This is a genomic window from Flavobacterium flavigenum (assembly GCF_027111255.2).
GTDB lineage: Bacteria > Bacteroidota > Bacteroidia > Flavobacteriales > Flavobacteriaceae > Flavobacterium > Flavobacterium flavigenum.
This window is the reverse complement of sequence record NZ_CP114285.2, coordinates 3444081-3460910: the sequence shown is the minus strand read 5'-3', so window position 1 is coordinate 3460910 and position 16830 is coordinate 3444081. Positions and strand designations below refer to the sequence as shown.

General features: G+C 34.5%; 13 protein-coding genes and 2 tRNA genes. 7 read left to right on the top strand and 8 right to left on the bottom strand.

The annotated features are described in order from the left end of the window. Position 1: 1 nt before the first annotated feature. A complete protein-coding gene (locus OZP09_RS14280; RefSeq protein WP_269234415.1) occupies positions 2 to 1390 on the bottom strand; it encodes a dipeptidase in 1389 nt (462 codons plus the stop codon). 157 nt (positions 1391 to 1547) lie between these two features. Between OZP09_RS14280 and OZP09_RS14275 the strand changes: the two genes are divergently transcribed. Next, positions 1548 to 1629: transfer RNA gene (locus tag OZP09_RS14275), tRNA-Leu, on the top strand. Positions 1630 to 1989: 360 nt separating this feature from the next. Here OZP09_RS14275 and OZP09_RS14270 read toward each other — a convergent pair. Further along, the gene (locus OZP09_RS14270; protein ID WP_269234414.1) at positions 1990 to 3204 is read right to left on the bottom strand and encodes a hypothetical protein; all 1215 of its coding nucleotides are present in this window, start codon (positions 3202 to 3204) and stop codon (positions 1990 to 1992) included. 242 nt (positions 3205 to 3446) lie between these two features. Then, positions 3447 to 3680 carry a hypothetical protein gene (locus tag OZP09_RS14265; protein ID WP_269234413.1) on the bottom strand — a complete coding sequence of 78 codons (234 nt, stop codon included), beginning with the start codon at positions 3678 to 3680 and terminating at the stop codon, positions 3447 to 3449. Positions 3681 to 3766: 86 nt separating this feature from the next. On the opposite strand from OZP09_RS14265, the gene OZP09_RS14260 reads away from it, so the two are divergent. Then, on the top strand, positions 3767 to 3997 hold the full coding sequence (locus OZP09_RS14260) for a helix-turn-helix domain-containing protein (protein ID WP_281309562.1): 231 nt from the start codon (positions 3767 to 3769) through the stop codon (positions 3995 to 3997). Positions 3998 to 4278: 281 nt separating this feature from the next. Here the strand turns inward: OZP09_RS14260 and OZP09_RS14255 are convergent. From OZP09_RS14255 to OZP09_RS14240, 4 genes are all read right to left on the bottom strand, one after another. Continuing rightward, positions 4279 to 4352 (bottom strand) — tRNA-Asp (locus OZP09_RS14255). Positions 4353 to 4438: 86 nt separating this feature from the next. Further along, positions 4439 to 5365 carry a DUF58 domain-containing protein gene (locus OZP09_RS14250; RefSeq protein ID WP_269234411.1) on the bottom strand — a complete coding sequence of 309 codons (927 nt, stop codon included), beginning with the start codon at positions 5363 to 5365 and terminating at the stop codon, positions 4439 to 4441. After that, complete coding sequence (locus OZP09_RS14245; protein WP_269234410.1) at positions 5362 to 7935, bottom strand: M1 family aminopeptidase; 2574 nt, start codon at positions 7933 to 7935, stop codon at positions 5362 to 5364. Before OZP09_RS14245 ends, OZP09_RS14250 begins: the two co-directional genes overlap by 4 nt. A gap of 328 nt (positions 7936 to 8263) precedes the next feature. Further along, positions 8264 to 8842 carry a hypothetical protein gene (locus tag OZP09_RS14240; protein ID WP_269234409.1) on the bottom strand — a complete coding sequence of 193 codons (579 nt, stop codon included), beginning with the start codon at positions 8840 to 8842 and terminating at the stop codon, positions 8264 to 8266. 195 nt (positions 8843 to 9037) lie between these two features. Between OZP09_RS14240 and OZP09_RS14235 the strand changes: the two genes are divergently transcribed. Continuing rightward, positions 9038 to 9739 (top strand): LytR/AlgR family response regulator transcription factor, encoded by a 702-nt coding sequence (locus tag OZP09_RS14235; protein ID WP_269234408.1) that lies wholly within the window; start codon positions 9038 to 9040, stop codon positions 9737 to 9739. After that, positions 9740 to 11818, top strand: a complete 2079-nt coding sequence (locus tag OZP09_RS14230) for an ATP-binding protein (protein ID WP_269234407.1) — start codon at positions 9740 to 9742, stop codon at positions 11816 to 11818. Between the two features lie 239 nt (positions 11819 to 12057). Here OZP09_RS14230 and trxA read toward each other — a convergent pair whose 3' ends face one another. Beyond that, positions 12058 to 12375, bottom strand: coding sequence for a thioredoxin (gene trxA / locus OZP09_RS14225; protein ID WP_025572826.1), 318 nt, complete (start codon positions 12373 to 12375; stop codon positions 12058 to 12060). 255 nt (positions 12376 to 12630) lie between these two features. Here trxA and OZP09_RS14220 point away from each other — a divergent pair, with 255 nt between their 5' ends. The 3 genes from OZP09_RS14220 (at position 12631) to dcm (ending at position 16828) form a co-directional block, all read left to right on the top strand. Beyond that, positions 12631 to 15090: an AsmA family protein gene (locus OZP09_RS14220; RefSeq protein ID WP_281309561.1), complete on the top strand. Its 2460-nt coding sequence runs from the start codon at positions 12631 to 12633 to the stop codon at positions 15088 to 15090. 263 nt (positions 15091 to 15353) lie between these two features. Further along, entirely contained in the window at positions 15354 to 15575 is a 222-nt protein-coding gene (locus OZP09_RS14215) for a helix-turn-helix domain-containing protein (RefSeq protein WP_269234405.1), read from the top strand. Beyond that, a complete protein-coding gene (gene dcm, locus OZP09_RS14210) occupies positions 15572 to 16828 on the top strand; it encodes a DNA (cytosine-5-)-methyltransferase (RefSeq protein WP_269234404.1) in 1257 nt (418 codons plus the stop codon). The genes OZP09_RS14215 and dcm overlap by 4 nt, the downstream gene beginning before the upstream one ends. Positions 16829 to 16830 lie beyond the last annotated feature (2 nt).

The following is a 16830-nucleotide window of genomic DNA, read 5'->3' as shown; positions in this document are numbered from 1 at the left end:
ATTATTTCGAAAGCTCTACAAAATATTTATAAAACAACGGAATCGTCTCGATTCCTTTCAGGTAATTAAAGATTCCGAAGTGTTCATTTGGAGAGTGGATAGCATCAGAATCTAAACCAAATCCCATCAAAATAGTTTTGCTTTTTAGTTCTTTCTCAAACAAAGCCACAATCGGAATACTTCCGCCGGAACGAACCGGAATAGCAGGAACTCCAAACGTTTCGGTATATGCCATATTTGCTGCTTTGTACCCAATACTGTCAATTGGCGTAACATAGCCCTGACCTCCGTGGTGCGGTGTTACTTTTACGGTAACTCCTGCCGGAGCAATACTGGTGAAATGTTTGGTAAAAAGTTCTGTAATTTCGTGCCAGTCCTGATTAGGCACCAGACGCATAGAAATTTTCGCATATGCTTTGCTGGCAATAACCGTTTTGGCACCTTCTCCGGTGTAACCACCCCAGATTCCGTTTACGTCTAATGTCGGACGGATTGAGTTGCGTTCGTTGGTTACATATCCTTTTTCGCCGTAAACATCAGCGATGTTCAAAGCATTTTTATATTTCTCTAAGCTGAAAGGCGCTTTTGCCATTTCGGCCCTTTCTTCAGCTGATAATTCCTGAACTTTATCGTAGAAGCCAGGAATCGTAATATGATTGTCTTCGTCGTGAAGTGAAGCGATCATTTTTGCCAGAATATTAATTGGGTTAGCCACTGCCCCACCATAAAGACCTGAATGCAAGTCACGGTTTGGTCCTGTAACTTCAACTTCAACATAACTCAAGCCTCTTAAACCAGTCGTAATGGATGGCTGTTGGTTGGAAATCATTCCGGTATCTGAAATCAGGATTACATCATTTTTCAGTTTTTCCTGATTGCGTTCTACGAACCAGGCCAGACTTGCCGAACCTACTTCTTCTTCGCCTTCGATCATGAATTTTACGTTACAAGGCAGTGTGTTGCTTTGTACCATATATTCAAGGGCTTTTACGTGCATATACATCTGACCTTTGTCGTCGCAGGCACCACGGGCGAAAATAGCGCCATCAGGATGGATATCGGTTGTTTTGATAACAGGTTCGAAAGGTGGTGAAGTCCATAATTCCATTGGGTCCGGCGGCTGAACATCGTAGTGTCCGTACACTAAAACAGTAGGAAGATTGGGGTCGATTATTTTCTCTCCGTAGATAATTGGATAACCCGGAGTGTCGCAAGTTTCGACTAAATCGCAGCCCGCTTGTGATAAACTTGCTTTTACAGCCTCGGCTGTGTCAATAACGTCTTGAGAGTATGCAGTGTCGGCACTTACCGACGGAATTTTTAATAATTCGATCAACTCATTGATAAAGCGATCTTTATGTTGTTGAACGTACGACTTAATGTTTTCCATTTAAATTATTTTTATAGAAAACCAAATATACAAAAAAGAGAATTAATATTTTTTTTGAAAAAATGCTTTGATTATTCGAAAGTATGCTTATCTTTGCACCCACAAACACCAGTTCAATGAACTCCTCTCAAAATAAGAGTTTAGGTGAATTAATTCCGCGGATATGGTGAAATTGGTAGACATGCCAGACTTAGGATCTGGTGCCGCAAGGCGTGTAGGTTCGAGTCCTATTATCCGCACTGAAAAAGCTTCTGAGATAACTCAGGAGCTTTTTTGTTTTTGGGATAATTTGAATCTTGAGAATCCCTAAAACCATGTTTCGAACATCTTTTTTATGTTAAGTAGAAAATCGCAAATCTCAGAACAAGTAAATACATTATATATCTTTAAACATAATCTGACCAGATATATCACCTTTTCATATTCATTCTCTTTTTCTTTTAACCATTTTACTATAGAATTGATTTTATTTCGCCATTGCTTTGAATAACTTATAATCTCTTGTATTTTCATTTGTGAATATTTTTAAAATTTCTTCACAAATATTCCAACAGTTTAATTTCCGATTTATGGTAATTTATTCCGACTAATCGGAAAATCTAAAAGTATTTATTTTTAATCATATAATATCGAGTTGTTCTCATTCCTCTATCATATTTTTTTGAAAAACTTTCTTTATCTATAAATTCTTCGTAATAAACGTTATTTATAAATTCATTATTAAACAACCATTCCATAAATTCTTTATGTCTAACTCTTTTATTTATCAAGTTCTCACCTCTCATCTTTTGAAAAATAAAAGAATAATCTGGATAACAATCTGTCACCTCTTTCGCAAAATCATTAAACAAATTAAATGCCTTATTATCATTTCCAGAAAATATATCAGGGTGATAATTTTTCTCTTCAACCGAATTTGCATCAATCTCCCCTATAACTCCACATAACTTTATAAATTCTAATAGTTGTACACAAAAATTTACTAGTATTTCATTTTTACAATTATAGCTAAATTTATTCTGTAAAAAGTTTGAACCTATATCGTTTTTCTCAACTCCAAAAAAGCAAAAACTTGCTCTATAATTTATAAAATTATAATATCCAGTACTATCTATGATTTGTTGCTTCGCATCTTTACCTTTGAATATTTCTTTCTTATTAGGATGATTAAGCAGGTTATTAACGTAAAAACTATAAAGTGCATAGGATAGATTATAAATATTTACAAGTTCATTTAGCAACAATAATTTATTGTTTGAATTTTCTAATCTTGATGTATATTCGGTTTTATAGCTTCCAATTTTAAATAGTTCAACATCTGAAAATATAAAAATTTCATTACAATATCTAGCTAATCCCATTCCGCTTCCTAAATGAATAGTGGGATCCATTTGGGATTTAAAAATCGTTCCTATGACATTTAATTCTTTTAAAATTTTGTCATAATTCGAAATCATTTTTTCTTTTTCTAATTTTAATTTACTCTCAAAATTGTACTCAATAAAAAGTTCATTTATACGATTTTCTAAAAACGATTTATGATAAAAAATATATTCCTTTTGAATTTTATCAAAATCATTGTTTTCTACATAAACTAACACCTCTATTTCTATTCTGCTCAAATTATTTTTTAATGTAAATAAAAATTGCTCAAAGAAATAACCTCCTAAACTTACTAAGGATAATTGCAATCCTTCGGTTAACATGTTAAAAAGATCTTTATAAACAGTATTTGCCCACTGCAAAGTAGGGTAAAACAATTTTATGTAGTTTGAATAAGTTTGACTTTGCTGCTCAAATTCTGTGTTTTTCATATCAAATTTGTAATCAGATATTAATTTATTAAGGAAACTAAATTTACAAAAATATTTAATCTTCCTTCTTAAATTTTGAGTGCTAAGCAAACTAGGTAATACTAAGTAATCTTTCATTCGAAGAAAGAGAAATCTCCTCAAGAAACTCCGCAAAGCTGGGGATTATTTTGCCAATAGAGTTACTCTTGGAGATTTACTTTGTCTAATTAAAATGAACAAACTTTGTCATTGCTATATATTCTTTATATAACTTCCAAATAAGGATCCAAAGCTTCAGCCAATCTATTAAGCCAATAAAAATGATCATCAATTTTAGGAAGTTCAGATTCTAACGTTTCACATTCCCGCATGGAGCATAACGACAAAGCGTAATTTACTTTTCGTATTATTTTTGCCATTTCTTTTGGGTTTATATCATTAAAGAAATTCTTCAGTCTGGTTTCAAGTTCTTCGCTTGAACTATTTTCTGTAGTCATCGTCTTATTTTTTATTCATTTCAAATATAATAAATTACACCCATATATGGGTGTAATTGAAAAATAAATCTTATGACTTTTGAAATATGAATATTTCAGAAGAAAACTTTATTATAAATCTTGGCATTCACGTTAGACAAATACGCGAAAAGAAAGGATTGTCTCAACAAGATTTAGCTGATGATTGTGGTATAACACAAAATCAGGTAGGAAGAATTGAAAGAGCTGAAATAAATACTACTGTAAAAACTCTTGTAAGAATTGCTAATGCCTTGGATGTTGAGCCAAAAGAATTGCTTGATTTTCCTTTAAAATAAGAATTGTAATATCTTAATAAACAGCAAAAGGCAGAAAGAGAACAATTGTAGTACAACAGCAGGAACTAAAGCGGAATAGGTTATAGAAATTATCGATAAAATACCATAATCAATTACCTCTTAAATCAAAAAAGCCATCCACAAAAGTGGAAAGCTTTTCATTGGTCTAACTACTAAACCAGCTACGAGTTACAAAGTCGTAGCAAACAACACAACTAATCTTAGATACCGTATTTGGGCAAAAAAAGCCTTTCCGTTAAGAAAGGCTTCTCCCAATATTGCGGTCTGGACGGGACTCGAACCCGCGACCCCATGCGTGACAGGCATGTATTCTAACCAACTGAACTACCAAACCTCTGCGTTATTGCGGTTGCAAAGATAGTACAGAATTTCGTTTCTGCAAGCGTTTTGATAAAAATTTTTGAATATAATTTTAAAATACTAGCCAAAGTTTTGTTTTTCAACCAAATATGTTGTCAATATTTTTTCAAAATTATCGCCAACATTGACCGGAACATACTTAATTTGGTTCCTGGCACACGTTAAAGCCAGGTTTTTAAAATAGGCTTCTGCCCGTTTTTCATATTCCAGTTTCACATTATCTGCAAAAATCGACACTTCTTCACCTGATTCTAAGTCGATAAATTTTCTTGGTGTGTTATCGAAGTCAAATTTCAGCTCGGTTTCATGATCGACTACGTGAAACAAAACGACTTTATGCTTGTTGTGTTTTAAATGCTGCAGCGCATTAAACAGCTTTTCATCATCTTCAGACTGAAACATGTCTGTAAATAAAATAATCATCGAACGGCGGTGCATTTTCTCTGCAATCTGATGCAGATACGTAATCGTATCGGTCGTTTTTTTGACTTTTGGCTGTTCCATCAATTGCTCCAGTTTATTCAACAGCATTCTGTGATGACGGTCGCTTCCTTTTTCTGGCGCGTAATATTCGTAATGATCTGAGAAAACACTTAAACCAACGGCATCGCGCTGTTTTTTTAAAATATTCATTAAAACTGCCGAAGCCAGAACCGCAAAACCAATCTTCTTTTCATAAAAAGGCTGATTCGGTTTTAATTCAGGATAATGCATCGACGACGAATTATCGACAATAAGATGACAACGCATATTCGTTTCTTCCTCAAAGCGTTTGGTGTACAAACGATCTGTTTTGGCAAACAATTTCCAGTCGATATGTTTGGTGCTTTCACCTGCATTATATACTTTATGCTCAGCAAATTCAGCCGAAAATCCATGAAACGGACTCTTGTGCATTCCGGATATAAAACCTTCCACAACCTGATTCGCCAGCATTTCAAGATGCTGAAAACTGGAGACTTTCTTTATTTCCGATTCAATTTTCATTCGGTTTCTTTTTTAATATTTTGTGCTTTATAAAGCAAATCTGTCGCCATAAACAATTTACGTTTCAGGATCGGACTAAAATTAGGGTTTTCTTTTAAGAATCGCTGTACCTCATCAAAAGCATATTTCGACGAATATCTTCCCACGGTATTGTCAAGCCAGTCTTTTGGAAAGAAAATATCTCCCGTCCGCTGGATTTCTTCTGTCAAATCTAATGAAAATCTGATATATTTCTGTGCACTTTCCTGACGAAGCGGATGATTTACGTTTGACAGGCCAACAGAAACCCACGATTCTTTCTCGCGATTCGCATCGTCTTTTAAGGATTCTATAAACTTATTGCGAACCGATTCGTCTTTAGACAATGAAGGCAGCAAAAACTCAAATCGCTTCAGTTTGTCCGGATTTGTAATCGCGCTTTGGGCTCTCTTCAGAATTTCATCGGCTTTTTTATGTTTGAAAATAGCCAGATTCATCGCCATGTTCGTATAATCATCTTCGTTTAATTTCAGATTCGGAATCACAGTTTCTTTGTTCCAGATCTGATATAATTTGGCTTTCGCCGAATTGGAATATGCAATTGAATTAAATAAATTGAATAAAGTCTTTTTGATATTTGGAGACAAATTGGTTTCCAGACGTGCAAGCAGGGTATTACTGAGTAATTTCCCCATTTTATCCTGCTGTTTTTGGGTTAAAAATCGCCAATAAATCGTGTTTAAATTTCCTGATGCAATTCGTAAAACCAATTCATTTTCTTCTGTTTGGATTCCCCTAAAAAAACAATCAAAAGCTTTTTGCGGAGGAATATTGCCAACCAGCATATTCTCGTAAACATTACTGTAGGAAGAAGCTCTTGCCACCTCATCTTTTAAGCCTGAAATATAATTTAAATGAGCCCCGTCAAGCGGAAAAACACCGTAACCAAAACCATTATAGTTATAAACGATTGCCAAAGGTTTTTCAAGTCCGATGGCTTCTTTAAGAACTAATTTTTTATCTGTAAAATTTGCTGTGACTACTTTTACCTCATTCGCATACACCAAACCAATCTGAAAAACCTGAGGCCAGATGTTCTCTGATTGATCTTCTGCATTTTGCTCAATTTCAAACACCATAATTCGGTTTTGATTATCGTATTCAATTTTATCCGTAAAAATAGCCCTCCCCGATTTGTTCACCCAGACTTCGCTCCATTTCTTCATATCCAGAGGCGTTTCGGCATCCAGGATTTCTACGAGATTATTCCAGTCGGCATTGTCGTTGGCATATTTCTGAATGTATTTTTGGATTCCTTTCTGAAAAGCTTCCTTTCCCATCGAAGCTTCCAGCTGTCGCATCATTATGGGTGCTTTGTTGTAAATAATACTTCCGTAAAGCGAACCGGCATCTTTTAAATTCGCTAAATGCTGCTTTATCGGATGGGTTCCTAAAGATCGGTCTTCCGCGTAAGCGCTGCCATAATGCGCTGTAAAAAACTGCAGATTATGATTGACTTTCGGGAAAATCGGATTCATGATTTTATCTGCCATGAAGTTGGCAAAAACCTCTTTCATCCACACATCATCAAACCATTTCATCGTAACCAAATCGCCAAACCACATGTGCGAAGTTTCGTGTGCGATTAATTTGGCACGGTTTAATTTCTCGCTGTCAGTAGCGCTGTTATCCAGAAACAAAGTCGATTCACGATATTGAATCGCGCCCACATGCTCCATTCCGCCATATTGAAAAACCGGAATCGAAGCAAAATCCAGTTTTTGAAAAGGAAATTTATAGTGGGTATATTTTTCTAAAAAATCCAAAGACTGTTGATGCAGGCTGAAAATTGTATCCATACTGCTTGCAATTTTACCTCTGTCATTCTCCCGGAATAAAAAAGTCATTTCTAAACCAGGTTTTTTTGTTACGCTATTGAATTTTCCGGCTACGAAAGAAAACAAATAGGTACTCATTTTGTCAGATTCCCCGAAAGTGTATAAAATAAAATCACCTTTTTCAACGGTTTCTTTTACATCGGCTCCAGCCAAAACCTTCCAGTCTTTGGGCACAGAAAGACTCAGTTTATAAGTTGCTTTTATATCCGGCTGATCAAAACAAGGAAATAAAGTACTCGCACGGTCCGGAACCAATAAAGTATATAAGAAATCATCGTTTCGGTTTAAAGACAAATTTCCGGCGATGAACGAAATTGCAATCGTGTTTTTCCCTAAAATTAAACTTTGGGCAGGAATTACAATATGTCCTTTTTCGTGAACAATGACTATATTTTTTCCGTTTGCAGCAACTGATTGTATGTTTTGGGATTTCTCCTTAAAGTCTAAATACAACGGCTGACTTACATCAGACAAATTCAGGCTTAACGACAATTCAGAATTGATGTTCTCGCTTTTTTGCTTCGGAATTTCAAAGGTCAGTCCGTAAGAGACATCTGAAATCTGATGTTTTCGAAAAATGGCCATTGGTTCAGAAACGCCATTTTCTAAAACAAGATTTTCGTTTATTTTTGATTGAGAAAATCCAATCGTGAGAGTGATAAAAAAGGCAGGAAACCAATAGGGAATTTTCATTTTAACGTGATATAAGATTCGTAAAAATAAAAAATGTTTGCCACGAATTTCACTAATTCTCATTAATTATTTTGATACAGTTTAAGTCTTTGGACATAAATTTTTAAACACATAGGAACATAGCTTTTGCAAACTTAAAAAGAGGCATTTCATTTGTTTGAAAACAAATAGCTATGTGTTTTGATGCAAAGGTGAAACGCCTTTTATTCTCAAAGAAGCGCTATATCTCTATGCGTTAAAACAATTATGCTCAACAGCATTATTTCAATAAAAAAGGCCTGACTTTCGCCAGACCTTTTAACTACTAATTCAAAGTACCCAAAAAACATTATTCTGTCTGCTGAAAATCGAAACTTAAATCTCCGGCATTATAAGTTGCTGAAATACTGGTTGGAAAAATCTGTGCGGTACCCGAAAGCCATCTGTACTCATTAAAAGTTATGTTTCCGGCAACAATAGGATATGTAGCGGCAGAATTATCTGCTTTATTCTTTTTATACCAATCATTAGAATTCATAGAAATCAGATATTTTTTATCTTTTTCCAGGTTCAGCTCACTGATTACTTTTTTAACTTCAACATCTGCAGTAGCAACGTTTAAAGTTTCGGAACGTAAAACTGTTTTTGCATCATAATCCCAAATAGTAACACGTAAATTTGGATTTGTAGCAGGCAATTTTAAGGTAATTGCTGTTATTTTTCCTTTTACTGTTGGCGTAAAAACCAATCCGAATTCATAATCTCCGGAATTAACGAAATTGCTAACCGTAGTAAATCCTGTTTTAGTATAATATTCTGCTAACGGGTTTTCTGTCTTAAATTTTGGTGAATTATCATCATCGCTGCTGCATGAGACAGTAAAAATGGCAATCGATAAAATGGTAAAAATACTCTTTAAAGTTTTCATAATAATTTTAATTTTAAAATTGGTCAAATGGTTCTTATTTAATTCAATAACATTTATTTTTGTAAAGATCAAAAGCTCAAAAAGGGGATTATTTTTTTGCTTGTGCTGAATTACAAGACAAATTTGCATCAATAAAATCCTGATAAAAACAGCCAATAGACAAACAACATTTTAAATAGACAGACAACTGGAATAATGAAGAAATACTCCTGTATTATTGTTGATGATGATGAAATTGACAGACTGACGGCACTCTCTTTTGCCAAAAAATTTCCGGTTCTGGATATTTTAGGTGTTTTCGAATCTGCTGAAGACGCACTTCCTTTTATCCAAAAACAAAAAATCGATATTTTATTTCTGGATATTGATATGCCTGGATTAAGCGGAATTGAGTTTAGAAAAAATGCCCTGGAAATTCCGGTTTGTATTTTTATTACCGCACATCCCGAACATGCTGTTGAAAGTTTTCAGATTGAAACTCTCGATTTTATTGTCAAGCCATTAAAACTCGATCGTTTTACACAAACCATGAACCGTATTGAGGAATTTATGGAAATCAAACTCAAAGCTTCTCTTTTTGAAGCCAGCATTGGAGGCGACACCATCTATATCAAAGAAGGACATGAACAGACCAAAGTAAAACTGCATGAAATTCTCTATCTCGAAGCTTTAAAAGATTATACCTTAGTTGTTACCGAAAGAAAAAGACATTGCGTTTTGTCGAGTATCGGAAATTTATTGAAAGAAAACCACTTTCAGTCCTTTATACGAATTCACAGAAGTTTTGCAGTTCAGAAACAATTTATTCAGAAAATGAATTCTACCGAAATTATTTTAAACAATAATATCTCTATCCCGGTTGGCAGAAGCTACAAAGACAACTTAAACCTGATCTAGATGAAGAAAGCCGGTTTTTTGATTTTGTTTTTTATTACTATTTCTGTTTTTGGGCAACAGGAACCAAATCTGGCAAAATATAAAACAACCATTCAAAAACTGGATGCCTTACTTACCTATACCAAATCACTTTTAGAAAAAGAAGAATATTCGAGACTTATCATTGCTTCACAAAAAGGAATTGCACTTTCAAAAAACCATTACAAATATTTAAGTACATTTTACCTACGGCAGGGAATTGCTTATGAATTTAGCAATAATCAATACAAAAAAGCATTGGTTAACTATGAAAATTCATGGAAATACGCTCACAAAGTCCGTCATATAGAAAACCAAACTTCTTCTTTGATGCGGCTCAACTATATTTATTATTCTCTAAATGAAATCCAAAAAGGCAAAGAATTAATTGAAACCATCAAAAAAGTACTTGATACGACCAAAAGTAATTATGTACAAGCGGTGCTTTACGGGAGTCTCGGCGAGTATTATCTGAATACTTCTGAATATGAAAATTTTATTGGATATCAGTTAAAAGCCATAAACTACAAAAAACGGCTTGATAAAAGTGAAGCAAATACAGAGAATATTGGTGTTTCATACCTTCAGATTGCTACTTCTTATATAAAAATGAAACAATTCAACAAAGCTCTGGAATATTTAAGAGAGGCTAATCCATATATAAAAACATCTCCCTATATCAGCGCTTTTTCCGGCAATTATCATATGCAATGTTTTGTAGCACAAAAAAAGCCAGACAGTATTCACAAATATTACAACTTGATTTATACTTATCCAACAGTAAAAGATTCACTATTTCTGAATTTAAGTTTTGCCAACCAGAATATGGCAAAATATTATGCTGATATAGGCAAAATACATACAGCTTACGGTTATGCTAAAAAGGCAATTTCCTTTGGGCAAAAATCAACAGATGAAGAAATTATTATGGAAGCCAATGCTATCATGGGGCGGGTACTTTATGAAAAAAGGGATTACAAAAATGCCATTGAAATTCTCAAAAAAGCTTCCATCAATGCCCTGACATATGATAAGGAAAACTTTGTAAATATCAATAAAAACCTATCCCAAAGTTATGCGGCTTTAGGACAATGGAAAGAAGCTTTTCACTATAATGAAATCTACTCCAGATACAATGACGAGATGATGCAGGAGTCGGCTAAACAAAGTATTGCCAATGCCGAAGCACGATATCAGAATAAAACCAAACAGCAGAAAATTAAAAACCTTTCGGCAGAAAATACCATTAAAAATATTCAGATTAACGATGCCAGAAAACAGCGCTTCTATTTGATTTCGGGCCTTGTATTGGTTTTTATAATCGGATTATTGTTGTTCAGACAAAATCAAAACCGTAAAAAAACCAATAAAAAATTACAGCTCCTGAATCAGGAACTTGATGAAGCCAATAAAATCAAAGCGCGATTCTTCGGAATTTTAAACCATGATTTACGAAGCCCGATTTCAAATCTGATTCACTTTTTACATCTTCAAAAAGAAAATCCCGAACTGATTGATGAAGAAACTGCTTTACGAATGCAGACCAAAATTATTTCAGGAGCCGAAAATTTATTATCCTCCATGGAAGATATTTTGCTTTGGAGCAAAGGGCAGATGGAAAACTTCAAACCGCATTATAAAAATATTCCGGTAGAGGTTATATTCGAAGATACAAAGAAACATTTTTCAGCTGTCGAAAATATCGATATTTCGTTTGAAAATCCTGAAAACATCATTTTAAATACGGATGAAAATTATCTCAAAACCATTATCAGAAACCTGACCGGAAATGCTGTAAAAGCACTGGATAAAAATAAAAACGGAAAAATAATCTGGAAAGCCTGGCAGGAAAACAACCAAATTTATATGTCAATTACAGATAATGGTCCTGGAGAAAATCTGGAAAAATTCAAAGCACTTTATGATGATTCACAAGTCATCGGAATCAAATCTGGTTTGGGGCTCCATTTAATTCGTGATCTGGCTACAGCGATTAACTGCAAAATTGAGGTCAGTTCAAAACCTGATTTGGGAACTACTTTTACTATTTTATTCCAATAAAAAATATTTTTAAATACATAGAATCATAGCTTTTCTTTGAAGATAAAAGGCGTTTTACTTAATTTAAAAAAAAGACACATATATATCCTTATAACTAATGTGTTTTGATGTAAAGTGAAACGACTTTTTCAAGTTTACAAAATCCTATGCATCTATGTGTTTAAAAACTCAAATTGTCTGTACAATAAAAAACGCCTGACTTTCATCAGGCGTTTTTTATATAAATCATAATCTTACGATTACAACAAAGCGTCTAAGCTATCGGCGTACGTTTGTTTCGGAGCTACTCCTACTTGTTTTCCTACTACTTCTCCTTTATGGAAAACCAAAACAGTTGGAATGTTACGCACACCATATTTTGCTGCGAATTCCTGGTTTGCATCAACATCAACTTTTCCAACAACTACTTTACCTTCGTATTCGCTGCTTAATTCGTCAATGATTGGACCAACCATTCTACAAGGACCGCACCATGCTGCCCAAAAATCTACCATTACAGGTTTATCTGATTTCAAAACTACTTCATCAAAAGTAGCATCTGTGATTGCTAATGCCATAATAATTTATTTTAAGATTATCCCGTCAACCCGTTCAGGGAAACAATTTTTAATAAGTTTTAAACTTTAGTACAAATTTAGAAATTTTAAATCAATCAAACGCCATTCATAAATTAGTTTTGATTATAAATGCATTGTCATAAATTATATTCATACTAAACGTACTGTTAAGTTACACATTAATAAATTGCAAATCAAAACATTAACAAAACATTGATTTTTACCTTATCTTTAATATAAGTATAACTCATTTCCATGACAGCCATTTTACTCCATATAAAGATTTTTTTGCAATCAAATCGTTTTAAAAAATACGCCAAACGTTTTGGCTTTTTTATTTTAGGATGTATTGCGGTCATTATAATGGCTTCCGGAGCATTATCCCTTTATTTAAACCGGAACAAAACTGAAATCATAGCCAGAATCAACACAAAAATAAATGAAAACATCAACGGAAAATTTCATGTGGGTGATTTTCAGTATAAATTTTTAACCGGTTTCCCGAATTTTACGCTGGCGCTGAAAGACGTCGAACTAAAAGACAATCAATGGAATACCCACAAACATACTTTACTAAAAGCCAACGAAATCGAAATCCGCTTAAATGTCTGGAGTCTGCTGCAAAGCGAAATCAACATTCACAAAATCCTGATCAATGAAGCTCAGATTTATGTGTACAAAGCCAAAAATGGCTATTCTAACGCCAATATTTTTAAACCCAAAAAGAAAAAATCATCTGAAACATCATCTGAAACCGAAACCACTATTAATCAGGTCGATCTCAATGAGGTACATTTTATAGTAGACAATCGCATCGGACATAAATTATTTGATTTTGATATTGCCAGTTTAAAATCGAAAGTAAAATACGATGACGAAAACTGGCAGACCAATGTATTACTGAAAACCAAAATCAAAAGTCTGGCTTTTAATACCGTTCACGGCAGTTTCGCCAAAGAAAAAATACTCGAAGGTACTTTTGCCGTTTCTTATGGGGCCGAAAAAGATAAAATAGACGTCAAAACCGAGAATCTAAAAATCGGAAAAGATGCTTTTGATATTGTTGCTTTTTTCAATCTTGCCAAAGGAAATGCCCTTTTTGGCATCAATATCAGCACCTCTATTTTATGGCAAAATGCCTCCAATTTACTTTCGGCAAACATCAGTTCTAAACTCGACCGTTTTAATTTGAAAAACGAAATCGATGTGAACTGCGACATCAAAGGCGATTTTAATGCGGAAGGCGACCCACGAATTGTCGTTCAGGCCGAAGTTCACAATAACGAACTCACCATTCCCGACGGATTGATTACCGATTGCAGTTTTAAAGGCATTTTTACCAATAATTTCAAGCCAAAAGCGGGTTTTACCGATGCCAATTCAGCGATTATTTTAACGCGCTTTTCGGGGAAATACAAAAATGTTCCGCTCAAAATTCTGCAATTATCGATTAACAATCTGGATAAGCCAATTGCAACCGGAATCGTAAATTCGGACTTCGATATCCAAAACCTCAACGAAGCAAACACCGAAAAATGGATTAATTTTACCGATGGACACGCCACAGCCAACCTAAAATTTCAGTTTGATATTGTCGATTTGTACATTACCAAACCCCGTTTTATTGGTAATGTAAACGTTCAGAATGCTTCTTTTCTTTTTATTCCGAAAAACGTCAACGCCGAAAAAATCAATGTTCAGCTCGAATTCACTCAGGAAGCACTGCTGATTAAAAAAATCGCCTACAAACACCAAAAAAACACGATTTTCATTGAAGGCCGAATCGACAATTTCCTGAATTTGTATTATGACGCTCCCGAAAAAATGGTCGTCAACTGGGACATTTATTGCCCGAGCCTCGACATCAGGCAATTTCTTGGTATTTTGGCCTCTTCACAAAAAAAGAAAACCACCTCCCAAAAACCTTCTGTATCAAATCAGCTGCGGACTGCAATCGAAAAATGTATCGTTGACATCAGCATCAAAGCCGATAAAATTACCTACAACAAACTTACCGCAACCAACACCAAAGCCCAGATTCAGATGATCGATTCACGGCTGGTCATCAAAAACGGCTCGCTGCAGACTTGTGGCGGAAGCATCAGTTTTAACACCACCGTTTCTCCAAAAGGCAAAAACTTCAATTTCGTTTCCAACGCACAGGTCAATCAGGTTGACATCACCAGCTTTTTAAAGTCGTTCAGCAACTTCGGCATCACATCGTTTTCTCCAGATAATATGCGCGGAAAACTCAGCAGCAGCGCCAAAGTAACTGGTTTGATCAATAGCAGCGGCGAACTCATCCGGAATTCGGCATACGGAAACCTGACCTTCAGTGTCAGCCAGGGCGCTTTACTTAACTTCGATCCTATTATGAAAGTGGGCAAATTTGCCTTTCCGTTTCGCGATGTCGAGAACATTACGTTCAGCGATTTATCTGGCAATTTCAAACTTCGCGGCGAGCAGGTCGATGTCAATGCCCTCACCATAAGTTCCAGCGTGCTCAACATGGATGCCACGGGCGTTTATTCCTTTGGCCGGGGGACCAATCTGGCTATGACCGTCCCACTCCGAAACTCAAAAGACGATGCCAAACTCGCCACCCAGGCCGAACGCGACGCCGTTCGCCAACGCGGAATCGTACTGCATTTACTCGCCGTAGATGTCGATGGCAAGATGAAAATTAAATGGGGGAAGAAGGATAAGAATAATTAGAAGCCACTTCCTGCTCTCCGCTGTATCTTTTGTCCCTCCCGATAGCTATCGGGACGGCACAAAAGGATGCCGCTTCGATCAGGGCTAGGGGTTTTGTTTTCATAAGAAATTTAGAAATAGTATTTAACGTCAATCAGGAAAATGATTGGCGTTTTTTTTATGGGAAAATTTAAAATTACGCTTAAAATCAAGTTGAAAACTATTTTTTAATAGGGTCAATTGTAGGCGGGTCAATTGTCCGCACAAAATTATTTTTATAGGTTATGAATATCAAAGAAAAATTCGGATTCAAAGTCAAAGAACTTCGAGAACAAAAAGGATACTCAATCGAGTATTTAGCCAATATTTCCAACGTTGACAGAAATTATATTTCAGACATAGAGAAAGGTCAACGAAATGTTTCCATAGAAATTATAGAAAAAATAATTACAGCTCTTGATACTGATTTTGGAGCTTTTTTTAATGATAAGAATTTTAAGAAATGAAAGAGAAAATATCAATTGATGAATTTGACAGTAAAAAATTTAAAATTCGCTTTGTAGAAGAAGATGATAATAGAAAAGCCGTTGTGACACATTATTTACACAATTACCATAATGGAGTTAAAGATCATTTTGAAGAAGAAGCTGTAGAATATATTAAACAAATCGTTGAATATAAAAATGAAGAAGAGAAACTAAACATTGTTTCTGATATTGCAATACAAGAGTTATTATTTGAAGTCGAAAACGTTCCATTTCCTACTCCCGAAAATTATACTTTTAAATTTATTGATCTTTTTGCAGGGATAGGAGGCTTTAGAATGGCATTACAGAATCTTGGAGGAAAATGTGTATTCACAAGCGAATGGGATAAGTTTTCACAAATTACTTATCGGGCAAATTTTGGAGAAACACCTTTTGGCGATATAACAAAAGAAAGCACAAAATCATATATTCCAAACGAATTTGATGTACTTTGTGGTGGTTTTCCATGTCAACCATTTTCACATGCAGGCTTAAAAAAAGGATTTGAAGATACTCGTGGAACATTATTTTTTGACGTTGCAGATATAATTAACAGAAGAATAGAAAGTGGAAATCCAATAAAAGTAATTTTCCTTGAAAATGTAAAAGGGTTAAGAAACCATGATAAGGGAAATACTTTAAAAACAATAATGCGCACTTTTGATGATTTAGGATATAATGTTGCAAATGAGGTTTTAAATTCTAAAAACTTTGGATTACCTCAAAATAGGGAACGTATTTTTATTGTTGCTTGGCTTAAAGAATCTCAAAAAGAATTCCAATTTCCATTAGGAATTGATGAAGACCATAATGTGATTTTTGATCAAAAAGATTTATCCAAAGTAAGAAAAACAAAAGTCGGAGATATATTATTCAACAATACAGATTCTAAATACACTATTTCTGATAAGCTTTATGCTGGTCATTTAAGACGAAGAAAAGAACATGCAGAGAAAGGAAACGGATTTGGATTCTCTTCTTTTAATAGAAATTCTATTTATACAAGTACAATATCAGCAAGATATTATAAGGATGGAAGCGAAATTTTAATAGAACAAGAAGGTGAAAACCCAAGAAAATTAACTCCCAGAGAAGCAGCAAACCTTCAGGGCTATCCAGATAATTTTATAATACCAGTATCAGATAATCAATCATATAAACAATTTGGAAACAGCGTTTCTGTCCCCGTAATTCAAACTATTTTCAATGAAATAAAAAGGCAATTACTTTAATC